Annotated in this window: 11 protein-coding genes and 1 tRNA gene; 1 reads left to right on the top strand and 11 read right to left on the bottom strand. The window is 44.8% G+C overall.

The window, feature by feature from the left end:
- Positions 1–97 precede the first annotated feature (97 nt).
- The 3 genes from rpsO to GKS34_RS15675 all read right to left on the bottom strand — a co-directional run bounded on the left by rpsO (position 98) and on the right by GKS34_RS15675 (position 2,768).
- Complete coding sequence (gene rpsO, locus GKS34_RS15665) at positions 98–373, bottom strand: 30S ribosomal protein S15 (RefSeq protein ID WP_163385930.1); 276 nt, start codon at positions 371–373, stop codon at positions 98–100.
- 61 nt (positions 374–434) lie between these two features.
- Complete coding sequence (locus GKS34_RS15670; RefSeq protein WP_163385931.1) at positions 435–2,288, bottom strand: LptF/LptG family permease; 1,854 nt, start codon at positions 2,286–2,288, stop codon at positions 435–437.
- A gap of 78 nt (positions 2,289–2,366) precedes the next feature.
- A complete protein-coding gene (locus tag GKS34_RS15675) occupies positions 2,367–2,768 on the bottom strand; it encodes an START-like domain-containing protein (protein ID WP_163385932.1) in 402 nt (133 codons plus the stop codon).
- 91 nt (positions 2,769–2,859) lie between these two features.
- On the opposite strand from GKS34_RS15675, the gene GKS34_RS15680 reads away from it, so the two are divergent.
- Positions 2,860–2,933 (top strand) — tRNA-Met (locus GKS34_RS15680).
- Between the two features lie 305 nt (positions 2,934–3,238).
- Here the strand turns inward: GKS34_RS15680 and rplT are convergent.
- The 8 genes from rplT to GKS34_RS15720 all read right to left on the bottom strand — a co-directional run bounded on the left by rplT (position 3,239) and on the right by GKS34_RS15720 (position 12,144).
- Positions 3,239–3,583 (bottom strand): 50S ribosomal protein L20, encoded by a 345-nt coding sequence (gene rplT, locus GKS34_RS15685; RefSeq protein WP_163385933.1) that lies wholly within the window; start codon positions 3,581–3,583, stop codon positions 3,239–3,241.
- A 103-nt stretch (positions 3,584–3,686) separates the two neighbouring features.
- Complete coding sequence (gene rpmI / locus GKS34_RS15690) at positions 3,687–3,881, bottom strand: 50S ribosomal protein L35 (RefSeq protein ID WP_162343537.1); 195 nt, start codon at positions 3,879–3,881, stop codon at positions 3,687–3,689.
- A 23-nt stretch (positions 3,882–3,904) separates the two neighbouring features.
- On the bottom strand, positions 3,905–4,456 hold the full coding sequence (gene infC, locus GKS34_RS15695; RefSeq protein ID WP_162343536.1) for a translation initiation factor IF-3: 552 nt from the start codon (positions 4,454–4,456) through the stop codon (positions 3,905–3,907).
- A gap of 85 nt (positions 4,457–4,541) precedes the next feature.
- A complete protein-coding gene (gene thrS, locus GKS34_RS15700) occupies positions 4,542–6,497 on the bottom strand; it encodes a threonine--tRNA ligase (protein ID WP_163385934.1) in 1,956 nt (651 codons plus the stop codon).
- A 309-nt stretch (positions 6,498–6,806) separates the two neighbouring features.
- Complete coding sequence (locus tag GKS34_RS15705; protein WP_163385935.1) at positions 6,807–6,986, bottom strand: Txe/YoeB family addiction module toxin; 180 nt, start codon at positions 6,984–6,986, stop codon at positions 6,807–6,809.
- A gap of 63 nt (positions 6,987–7,049) precedes the next feature.
- A complete protein-coding gene (locus GKS34_RS15710) occupies positions 7,050–9,662 on the bottom strand; it encodes a DNA gyrase/topoisomerase IV subunit A (protein WP_163385936.1) in 2,613 nt (870 codons plus the stop codon).
- A gap of 72 nt (positions 9,663–9,734) precedes the next feature.
- On the bottom strand, positions 9,735–11,627 hold the full coding sequence (locus GKS34_RS15715; RefSeq protein WP_163385937.1) for a DNA topoisomerase IV subunit B: 1,893 nt from the start codon (positions 11,625–11,627) through the stop codon (positions 9,735–9,737).
- Positions 11,628–11,640: 13 nt separating this feature from the next.
- Positions 11,641–12,144 carry a DNA topoisomerase IV gene (locus tag GKS34_RS15720; RefSeq protein ID WP_163385938.1) on the bottom strand — a complete coding sequence of 168 codons (504 nt, stop codon included), beginning with the start codon at positions 12,142–12,144 and terminating at the stop codon, positions 11,641–11,643.
- Positions 12,145–12,220 lie beyond the last annotated feature (76 nt).

Here is a 12,220-nt window from a genome sequence, read left to right on the forward strand (position 1 = left end):
TTTGAATCTGTAAACGTGTATAGTTGTAAAAGTAAGGCTTAATACTAGGAGGTAGCAAAAAAGTAAGGTTCCTTGATATAAGGAACCCCACGTGTTGTTATTTACGGATACCGAGGTCTGCAATTACAGCCCTGTATCTTTCGATGTCGATCTTTATCAGGTAATTCAGCAATCGCCTTCTCTTACCCACCAGCTTCAAAAGACCTTTTCTTGAAGAGTGATCTTTTTTGTTGGTCTTTAAGTGTTCCGTCAGATGCGTAATCCTGTAAGTAAACAGGGCAATTTGAGATTCAGGGGACCCTGTATCCGCTTCTGACTTCAACCGACCATGATTTTTGAATAGTTCTACTTTTTCTTCTTTCGCTAAATACATGCTTAGTCAAATATGATGTTAATTTTTAAAACAAAGACAAAGGTAGCGGTTTTATTCCAATTTATAAAACTTCTTCTTTCAACTTTTTTTGAGGCAGCATCCGGACGAATACCTTCTTGATTTTATCCGCTATACCCTGATAAAAATCAGGCTCGAACAGGCGGGCATCTTTCCGCGCCTGGCGAAGAAAGAACAATCCAAATGGGATCAGCATCAAATTGGAGAAAAACGTTCCGAAAAAGATGTCTGACATCCCTTCCTTCGCCCACTTTTCTCCCGTGATGGTCAGCATGTAATACATAATGAAAAAAATGATGGACAACAACACAGGCATACCCAACCCTCCTTTCTTAATAATGGCTCCCAGTGGAGCGCCGATCATAAACAATACAAAACAGGCCAGCGATTGGGTATATTTCTGATACCAGGCTACTTTAAAAACCCGGTAGTTTCGCGCTACTTCCTCTATTCTTGCCTTGTTGGTCGTGAAATTATTTTTGATATTCCTGGCAGCCGTCAAGCCCACAGTCGCCTGGGAACTCTGATATCGGGGGGTGCTTCTTATCGAGTCAAGCCTTTCTTGCTGCTCGGCAGTCAGCGTCATGACGGGTTCGGGAGTTTTGGCTACACTGTTACTGCTACCAGCATTTCGGTTAATCTTGCGCAAATCCGGTTGGGCTGCCTGCGAACGATTGCCACCATAGGAGTCAACGCTGCTGGAATCCTCCTCCCCAGTGCGGGCAAGGGAGGAGTTATTTTCCTTAGAGGCCGGACCAGGATCCACTTGTAAACTGTCTTCGGACATGTCTTCTGTGGAATCCGTACTTACAAGGGAGCTGTCGTTTTCGTTATTTTGATCTCCTGCCGGCTGTAGGGTTCCGGTGCTATCCGGATCATTGTTAAGTGCAATGCCATTTTCGGCATTTTCGTATTCGTCCTTGTATTTTAAATTTCGGAGGGAGTCGGATTCGTTTTTTTTGTCCAGAATTTCTTTGGGGGGTGTCAATTCTCTGGTTCTTCCGAAATAATTGTAGGAGGCTTCCGTATTGGCGAAATTGAAGAAATACCAATGATTTAATTCCCTGTCCATGGAATCCAGGTCCACTCTGATTTCACTGATATTCTTTATAGACTTGCTATTGGACCACAGATTTTCAGGAGTCCTTTTCATATCAAAAGCATCGAGGCTGAAAACCATTTCGTTCATATCAAAGCTGGTTCTGCTAAAGGACACCGGCTTGTCCTTGTTTCCTCTTTGGCTTTGCCCTTCCTGATAACTATGGCCATGATGCAGGGTAAGCATCATGTAGCGTTCGTTAAAAAATGGCTCCATACGTCCCGAATCTGCGGTGATGACGTGCAGGTTGCCTTGTCCCCGCGTATGATCGTAAATCAACACATCCTCCAGCCTTACTTCATCCAGCTTCCGGTTTACTTTTATACTGTAATTGGGAATGCCATTGTAAAACACGCCCTCTTTAATGTCCAGGGCGGGTGACTTCATCCGGATATCGTACAGGAGGCCAAAGGTTTTAAGATTTACCTTGGGAACCAGGTAATTATTGGACAGGTAGGCAAATACAGAAAGAAAGACCACAAATACCCCTATGGGAAGCATGGCTCTAAGCAGCGAAATGCCGGCACTCTTAATAGCGGTAAGTTCAAAATGTTCCCCCAGGTTACCAAAGGTCATCAGAGAGGAGAGTAAGACGGCCAGGGGAAGGGCCATGGGAGAAATGCTAACCACAAAATAGCCAATCAACTCCATGTAGACCAAAAATGGCAGGTCCTTCCCAAATATTTCATCAAAATACTTGAGCATGTTTACCGTCAGCAGTATAAAATCCACAACGATAAAGGTGAGCAAAAAGGGCCCTATAAAAGACCCAAGGATCAGTTTATCTAATTTTTTCATGAAACGCCTTTAGCCTTCCTTCTTTAAAGACGAAACAAAATTGAACATATTATGTCAAAAAAAGGAATATTTGAGTCCTTATCCTCCGATAATTTCCTTGAGACTGTTGATCAACCCTTCCCAAATCGATCTCTGTTCCTGTTCGTCATAGGCATCTCCGTACTCGATAACCCGAAGGTAAAAGGTTTGAGTGAGTTCATTTTCATCCAATTTGAACTCAATAAAAGGATGATCGCTGGCCTCTTCCTCCTCTTCCGAAGGGTCAAAAAATTCAAATTTGACGTGATGGTTGGTACGCATGATGACTGGTCGGGCGTAGTGATTTTCCCCATCGTAAATAAAGTTATAGATCTTATCTTCGTTAATGACCACATCGTCTGCAAACCATTGTGCCAGGCCGCTCGCCGTGCTTAAATAAGGATAAATGATCTTTTTGGAAGTATTTATCTGATAGTCTGAAACAAATTTAATTTTCTGCATGGCCATTCTGTTTCTGGTTATAAAAAGTGATTTTTTTAGGTTTTCAACTTGCAATTCAAGGATTATCCTCACATATTTGCATTCCCAATTCGGCGAGGTAGCTCAGATGGTTAGAGCGCAGGATTCATAACCCTGAGGTCAGGGGTTCAACTCCCCTCCTCGCTACACATCAGGTCTCATAAAAGAGACCTTTTTTTATCCCACCGGATCGCACTAAGCGGGCAGATTCGCATCCGATTCTCCCAATTACAAAATTTTCCCTATTTCAATTTCATCCTTTAGGCTACCTACTTGTTTCACTTTTGAACAAGTACCTGGAATTCCGACGCGCTTTCTTAATCCTGTTTCGGATGCCCGTAATGCTTTAGGAAAAGTAATATAATGAAATTTTCAAAAAAGTAAACCTTCTTATCAAACTGCGGACATAAAAAAACCCTCCGAAGAGGGTTTTTTATGAGGTATCATCCTATTTATTTTACTTTATCCACCACGGCTTTGAATGCATCCGGATGGTTCATGGCTAAATCTGCCAATACTTTTCTATTTAAGTCTATGCTGGATTTTTTCAGCATGCCCATAAACTGGGAATAGCTGATGCCGTACTGACGGACACCTGCATTGATACGCTGAATCCACAATGCGCGGAATTCTCTTTTCTTAACCTTCCTATCCCTGTAGGCGTATTGAAGGCCTTTTTCGTATTTATTTTTGGCTACTGTCCATACGTTCTTTCCTCTTCCGAAGTACCCTTTGGTCGCCTTTAATACTTTTTTTCTTCTGGCCCTTGAAGCCACTGCATTTACCGATCTTGGCATAATTGTTTTCGTTTTTGACCTTTGGTGCTCGCTGCTGTTGCTTTAAAGACTTTTTAAACCAAAGATCTGGTGTGAATTAAATAACCTGAATTAATGGAATCGATTAGATTCGTAGCATTGCTTTTACTCTTCCCTCGTCCGTTTCATGAACAGTCCCCATCTTAGTAAGATTTCGCTTCCTTTTAGTGGACTTTTTGGTCAGAATGTGGCTTTTGAATGCATGCTTTCTTCGGATCTTTCCGGTAGCAGAAAGCTTGAACCTTTTCTTGGCACTTGACTTTGTTTTTACTTTTGGCATTACCCTCTATCTGTTAGTTAATATTATTTCTTACTCGCTTTAGGAGAAACAAAGATATTCATCCTTTTACCCTCCATTTTGGGAAGCTGTTCTACCTGCCCGTAGTCCTCCAGGGCCTGGGCAAATTTTAACAGCAGCATTTCTCCCCTTTCTTTAAACACAATGGTACGACCCACAAAATGAACGTAGGCTTTGACTTTGGCACCATCTTTCAGAAAATTAATGGCATGATTTAGTTTAAAGTTAAAATCATGATCATCCGTGTTGGGACCAAATCGTATTTCCTTAACTACTGTTTTTGCTGCATTAGACTTGATTTCTTTCTGCTTTTTCTTCTGTTCGTACTTGAACTTTGCATAATCAATCACCTTGCAAACTGGTGGTGCAGCGGAAGGAGAAATTTCCACGAGATCAAGACCATTATCCTGGGCGAGAGCGATGGCTTTGCTCGTCTCCATGACGGCATTACCTCCTTCTACAAAATCTCCCACAACCCTGACTTCTCTGGCCCTGATTTTTGCATTTACTTTATATGGTTCCTCTTGTCTCGGGGTATACGTTCTTTTTCCTCTCAAAATAGTTATGGTTGTTGTTTAAAGTTTCAATCTGCAAATATCTAATAATTTTTTAAATATTAAAAATCAGCAAATTATAATACTGTTATTTATTTAATGATTCCTTGATGATTCCCTGAAAGTATTCCACAAAGGCCTGCAATTCAAAACTACCTTTGTCTCCCTCACCGTGTTTGCGTAGGGAAAGTTTGTTTTCTTCTTGTTCCTTTTCACCGACAATCACCATAAATGGGATCTTTTTCACCTCGGCATCCCGTATCTTGCGCCCTATCTTCTCATCCCGGTGGTCGATGTCCCCGGTAATCCCACTATCAGCCAGCAACAACCTTACCTTTTCGGCGTAGTCGGCAAATTTTTCAGAAATAGGAAGGATGACCAGTTGCTCTGGTGCCAGCCACAAGGGGAAATTTCCCGCGCAATGCTCAATCAGTACGGCCACGAAACGTTCCAGGGAGCCAAAAGGTGCCCGGTGAATCATTACCGGCCGGTGTTTTTGATTGTCAGACCCGGTGTACTCCAACTCAAATCGCTCTGGCAATTGATAATCTACCTGTATGGTACCCAGTTGCCAACTTCTTCCCAAAGCATCCCGGACCATAAAGTCCAGCTTTGGTCCATAAAAGGCCGCTTCTCCCAGTTCGGTGACGGTCTTCAGCCCTTTCTCCCCGGCCGCTTCGATGATGGCAGCCTCTGCTTTGTTCCAGGCAGCCTCTTCCCCGATGTATTTCTCCATCTTTTCAGGATCCCGAAGAGATATTTGTGCCGTATAGTCCTCAAAACCAAGCGCCTTGAACACGTACAACACCAGGTCAATGACTTTGATGAATTCTTCCTTCACCTGGTCCTGCCGGCAAAAGATATGCGCATCGTCCTGGGTAAATCCACGAACCCGGGTCAATCCATGCAATTCCCCACTTTGTTCGTAGCGATATACGGTTCCAAATTCGGCATACCGTACCGGCAAATCCTTATAGGACCGGGGCTTGCTTTTATAGATTTCGCAATGATGGGGACAATTCATGGGCTTAAGCAAAAACTCCTCTCCCTCGTGGGGTGTGGTAATGGGCTGAAAGGAATCCTTACCGTATTTTTCGTAATGCCCGGAAGTTTCGTACAAGGCCTTATGCCCGATGTGCGGGGTAATCACCTGCTGATAGCCCGAATGGTCCTGCTCCTTTTTCAAAAAGCTGACCAAACGCTCTCGAAGTAGGGTTCCTTTGGGCAGCCACAAAGGCAGCCCCATACCTACCTTTTCCGAAAAGGTAAACAACTCCAACTCCTTGCCCAGCTTGCGGTGATCTCTTTTTTTAGCTTCTTCCAGCATTTCCAGGTATTCCTTCAGCTCCTTAGCTTTGGGAAAAGTAATACCGTAGATACGGGTCAGCATTTTGTTATGCTCGTCTCCCCGCCAGTAGGCACCGGCGATATTGAGTAACTTAACAGCTTTTACAAATCCCGTATGCGGGATATGCGGCCCCCGGCAGAGATCGGTAAAGCCGCCCTGCTTGTAAAAAGTGATGGTGCCATCCTCCAGTCTTTCCAGCAAGTCCAGCTTGTATTCGTCGCCCTTGTTTTCGTAGTAACTAACGGCATCACTTTTAGAAATTTCTCTTCGGATGTACTCGTTTTTCTGGCGCGCCAATTCCACCATTTTGGCTTCAATTTTTTCAAGCTCAGCCCCTTCCAGGGTTTTGTCCCCAAAGTCCACATCATAATAGAATCCCTGCTCTATCGGTGGTCCGATTCCAAATTTGATCCCTGGATAAAGCGCTTCCAGTGCCTCGGCCAGCAAGTGAGCGGACGAGTGCCAAAAAGTGGATTTTCCTTCTTTGTCATTCCAGGTGAGCAGGGCTATGCTTACGTCCTTGTTTATTGGGCGTGTGGCATCCCATATTTCGCCGTCTACCTTTGCTGCCAGGACGTTTCGGGCCAGCCCCTCGCTAATGCTCATGGCGATATCCAGGCCAGTGACCCCTTTTTCAAAAACCCGGACCGACTGGTCGGGAAATGTTACGTTAATTTCATTTTCGGATTGTGACATGCTTGCGCTTTCAGTTTGTTTACACCTTTACAAACAGGTGTTTTTTAAAGGACTGCAAATATGCACATTCGGAAGGGTAAATAAAAGAGGAATCAGCCCTTATCGCCGGGGATTGGAATAATGGGGATGGATTGGCTGATCGAAGCTGGTCTTTGTTATTGATTAATTGAGTAATAATAAATGCTTGCCGTCTGGGGCTGCGTCGGGCGGCTGACCTGGTGAAAAGTGTGTCAGAAGAGCATCAAGCCGATTTTGCGGCTGGAAAAACAAAATTACTAACGAATAAAATTACCCAAAATCTCCCTTTTCCTAATCGTAATGAAACCTGCATTTTGCTATCAAAATCTCATCCGCTTTCACCTGATAGATCAGTCGATGTTCGCCATTTATGCTCCTGAACCAAAAACCGGAATAGTTGTATTTCAGTGGCTCGGGTTTACCTATTGATGTGTTCTTCAAGTTTATTTTCTCGGAAAGATCGTAAATCAAAACTTTGAAAAAGCCCGCCGCGACCGCCGTGAACCCTTGGCGGCCGCTGCGAGAAAAAGCTACTTAAAACAAGCCCAGTTGATCCTCCTCATCCTCATCGTCCCCATCTTCCTTTTTCTTTCCATCAAAATTCACGGTGGAGCCTACCGAAAGGTTATCTTCGCCCTTGCCGCTCGTTTTCTTATCCGGTGAGGCGACAAGTTCCACGGCTTTTACCGTGTGGTTACTCAGACGGTTCCCAACGGCTCGCCACCCCTTCACATCAATAAGCATGTCCATATCGTACACGTTTTCATCCACATCTTTGCCTTTTTGAAGTTTTACCTTCACCTGTGGCTGTTTCTCGGTGGTTACCACGGTCAGACGGGAATTCTTATGGTCGGAGATGAAGTTGAATTTTTTATTCAGCGTGGACGTTTCCACCAAAAACCGTTTGACATAATGGTTTTTACTGGCTCCATCAAAATAGATGGCGGAGACCACTTTTTCCGGATCGAATTTTTCTATGTGCATCAGGTTTTCCTGATCGTAGCGGTTGGTCAGCTCAAAGTTGGTCAGCTCGTAACTGCCATCTTTGTAAAAGGCGAGAATCTTATCATCTCCCAGGAAGTTTCCTACCCATTTACCCCGCTCGTCGGTATTGAGCCGGCCAACTGAAGGGTCGTAATAAATATCCAGCCCTCCCAGGGTGGAAACACCCTCCATTTTCAACTGTATTTTACGCACGGGGTATTTGGTCAGGATATTACCCTGAGCTCCCCGGCCTTTGATCTCAATATCCTTGAAATCAAAATCAAAAACCTTGACCCTTGCCTTGCTGCCTGCGGTTAGGTAAACGGTGATGATTTCAGCTTCGCCATTGGCGTTGGCTGTAAAATACAGGATCCGCGAGCCTTTGGTGCCTTTGGTGAGTACGTACTCCCGGTCACGGGTTACACTCAGCACCTGAAACCGCTTGATCATCGTCCTGCCCGAAGCCCCTTCCAGATACACCAGGTTGTAGACCATGCGCTCGTCTCCTTTTCGGTAAACGGCCGCATGGATAATATCCTTGCCGACAAATACCTTATCCTGGATTTTCGTGACCACGCAGACTCCGTCTTTACGGAATACAATGATATCGTCCAGGTCTGAACAATCGCAGATGAACTCGTCCTTTTTCAGCCCGTACCCGATAAATCCATCAGCCCGGTTGATGTACAACTTGGCATTGTTTGCCGCCACCACATTGGCAGAAATGGTGTCAAAGGTTCGGATTTCGGTCTTCCTTTCCCTTCCTTTACCATATTTGCTCAGCAGGTTTTTGTAATACTGAATGGCGTATTCGGTCAGGTTTTCCAGGTGGTGATTGACTTCTTCCAGCTCCTCCTGAAGCTTTCGCATTAACTCATCCGCCTTGAAGGTGTCGAATTTGGAAATGCGCTTGATCTTGATTTCGGTCAGGCGGATGATATCATCCCGGGTAATCTCCCTGTAAAACTCCGGCTTGAAAGGATCCAGGCCCTTGTCGATGGTTTCGATAACGGCCTCCCAGGTTTCGCATTCCTCAATGTCCCGGTAGATCCTGTTTTCAATAAATATTTTTTCAAGAGAAGAAAAAAGCAACTTCTCCATCAACTCCCCTTTTCGGATTTCCAGTTCCCGGTTCAGCAGGGTTTTGGTCTGCCGCGTATTGTATTCGAGAATCTGATTTACCGTCAGGAAAACCGGCTTCTCTTCGATAATCACGCAGGCATTGGGAGAAATACTTACCTCGCAATCAGTAAAGGCATATAAGGCATCAATGGTCATGTTGGGTGACTGCCCCGGAGCCAATTGCACCTGAATTTCCACGTCTTTGGCGGTATTATCCACCACTTTTTTTATCTTGATCTTGCCTTTATCATTGGCTTTGATAATGGATTCAATCACCGAATTGGTAGTGGTTCCGTAAGGGATGTCCTTTATAAGGAGCGTTTTGTTATCCTCCTCTTCTATTTTTGCCCGGACTTTGATACGTCCTCCCCGCAGACCCTCGTTGTATTCGGAAAAATCTGCCAGTCCCCCAGTATTGAAATCGGGCAACAGGTAGGCTTTTTTTCCCTTCAGGATTTGAATGGAGCCTTCGATTAGCTCGCAGAAATTGTGGGGGAGAATCTTGGTACTCAGACCCACAGCAATACCCTCCACTCCCTGAGCCAACAGCAAGGGGAATTTAACCGGCAACGTGACCGGCTCTTTTTTCCTACCATCGTACGATAGTTGCCATTCGGTGGTTTGTGGATTGAATACCACATCCAGCGCAAACTTGGACAACCGCGCCTCGATGTATCGCGCAGCCGCTGCCCCATCGCCCGTCCGCACATCTCCCCAGTTGCCCTGGGTCTCGATCAGTAAATCCTTCTGCCCCAGGTTGACGATGGCATCCCCAATGGAAGCATCCCCGTGTGGGTGATACTGCATCGATTGACCGATGATATTAGCCACCTTATTGAATCGGCCATCGTCCATTTCCTTCATGGCATGGAGGATCCTGCGCTGCACTGGCTTTAATCCGTCCTCGATGGCAGGTACGGCACGTTCCAAAATTACATAGGAAGCGTAATCTAAAAACCAGTCTTTATACATTCCGGTGACAGGAATGGAGTCATGCAGACCATCCTCCGGAAGTTCGTTTGTATTTTTATCGTCACTCATTAATTAATTCCGTTTTTTTGATATCGGTAGACCGACTATCGTTCCGTTTGGGGACATGCCAATGTCCAAACCTCAGGCTACTTCTTCCTCTATCGGATTGGCTGTCGCATCGTCAAAAACAATATCCTTTTCAATCTTCAGGTTATCGATGATAAAAGTCTGTCTGTTGGGGGTGTTTTTTCCCATGTAAAAACTCAATAGGTCCGCAATTTTGGTTTCTTTGTTGAGAATGATGGGTTCCAACCGGATATCTTCACCGATAAAGGTGCCGAATTCTTCAGGGGAAATTTCACCTAACCCCTTAAATCGGGTAATTTCGGCCGCTTTTCCCAGCTTATGGATCGCTCGTTGCCGCTCTTCATCGGTATAGCAGTAAATAGTCTCCTTCTTATTTCTTACCCGAAACAAGGGGGTATCTAGTATGTACAAATGCCCGTTTTTCACCAGATCGGGAAAAAATTGTAGAAAATAGGTCATGATCAATAGCCGGATATGCATGCCATCCACGTCCGCATCCGTAGCGATAACGATTTTTCGGTACCGCAAGCCTTCGATTCCATCTTCTATGTTCAAGGCATGCTGCAACAAGTTGAACTCTTCGTTTTCGTATACCACCTTCTTGGTCATAGAATAGCAATTCAACGGCTTCCCTCGCAAAGAGAAAACGGCCTGCGTTTGCACGTTCCTGGATTTTGTAATGGACCCGGAAGCGGAATCACCCTCAGTAAGAAAGAGCATGGTACCGTCTTTCAACTCCGCGTCTGCTTTCGGGTCATCGTAATGTACCCGGCAGTCTCTGAGCTTCTTATTATGTAGGTTGGCCTTTTTGGCCCGTTCATTAGCCAGCTTTTTGATGCCGGAAATCTCCTTTCTCTCCCTTTCCGACTGAAGGATGCGCTTTAGCAAGGCATTGGCTGTGTCTGGGTTTTGGTGCAGGTAATTATCCAGCTCCACCTTCACAAAATCATTGACAAAGGTCCGAAGTGTGGGACCATCAGGCCCTACGCTATGGGAACCCAACTTGGTCTTGGTCTGCGACTCAAAGACCGGCTCCTGCACCCTTACGGCGATGGCTGCCACCACGCTTTGGCGAATATCGGAAGCATCGTAATCCTTCTTGAAAAAATCTCGTACCGATTTCACAATGGATTCCCGGAAGGCTGCCAGGTGGGTTCCCCCCTGTGTTGTAAACTGCCCGTTGACAAAAGAATAATATTCCTCTCCGTATTGATTGGAATGGGTGATGGCTATTTCTATATCGTTCCCTTTCAGATGGATTATGGGGTACCTGCGGCTGTCGTCATCCACTTTTCTATCCAGTAGGTCAAGCAAGCCATTTTGGGAGTAAAACTTTACCCCATTAAAATTAATGGTCAGTCCCGAGTTTAGAAAGGCATAGTTCCAGATCTGATTTTCCAGGTATTCCGGGATGAAATGGTAGTTCTTAAAAATCGTTGCATCAGGAGAAAAAACGATTTTGGTTCCGTTTCGCTCCGAGGTTTTTTCGATTTTACTGTCTTCTTTCAGTTCTCCCATTTGAAACCGGGCCACCTTGCACTCTCCTTCCCGGAAAGATTGTACCATAAAGTTTTCTGATAGGGCATTTACGGCTTTGGTACCAACCCCGTTCAGGCCTACGGATTTTTGAAAAGCACCCGAATCGTATTTTCCTCCGGTATTGATCTTGGATACACAGTCGATCACTTTCCCCAGGGGAATACCGCGACCATAATCCCTGATTTCCACTTTGTGCTCGCTGATTTTCACCTCGATGGTACGCCCATGCCCCATCATGTGCTCGTCAATGCTATTATCCAGGATTTCCTTGACCATGACATAGATACCATCATCCTGGGCACTGCCATCTCCCAACTTCCCGATGTACATGCCAGGTCGCAGCCGGATATGTTCCTTCCAGTCAAGGGATTTAATGCTGTCTTCTGTATAGTTTGCGTTTGCTGCCATAAATTTTACTGGTTCAATTTAAAATAGTACCTGATTTTACCTGTTTAATTTTCCCGGAAATCAGGTAAAAAAGACCCAACACCCATACCAGCATTAGAACAGGAGCCAGGTAAAAAAAGAAATTATATTCTGAACTGCCGATTCCATTTTGGTTACTGATGCTGTATATGTAAAAAACCAATACGGCCGTGGCAAGATTGAGCACAGCGATAAACGAATACATCCATGCCAGCATCTTGTCCCGATAAACATCTCCCACCGGAAATAGGCGATTTAAGGAGGCGTTTAACTTCATTTCCATCAGCTTTGCCGGAACAATCAATAAGACATTATATACCAAAAACAGCGCAATGGCACTATAGAAGAAAACTTCCTTGCTAACCTGCTTCTTCGGCATCCCTGACTCACTTGACGCATACGTTGCAAATTCGGGAAGCCCGGCATAAGCGTAAAGAAGCAGAAACAAAAACAGTCCAATGGAAAGAAAATAAAAGACTTTGGCAAAACGGGTGTACATGGTTTTTTATTTAAAGCGCTAATATAAAAATTAATCCAGTACCAAATTTGGAAAGTTCCGCCGGCTTTTCGGAAAA

This window comes from Cyclobacterium jeungdonense (assembly GCF_010994275.1).
In the GTDB taxonomy this organism is placed as follows: domain Bacteria; phylum Bacteroidota; class Bacteroidia; order Cytophagales; family Cyclobacteriaceae; genus Cyclobacterium; species Cyclobacterium jeungdonense.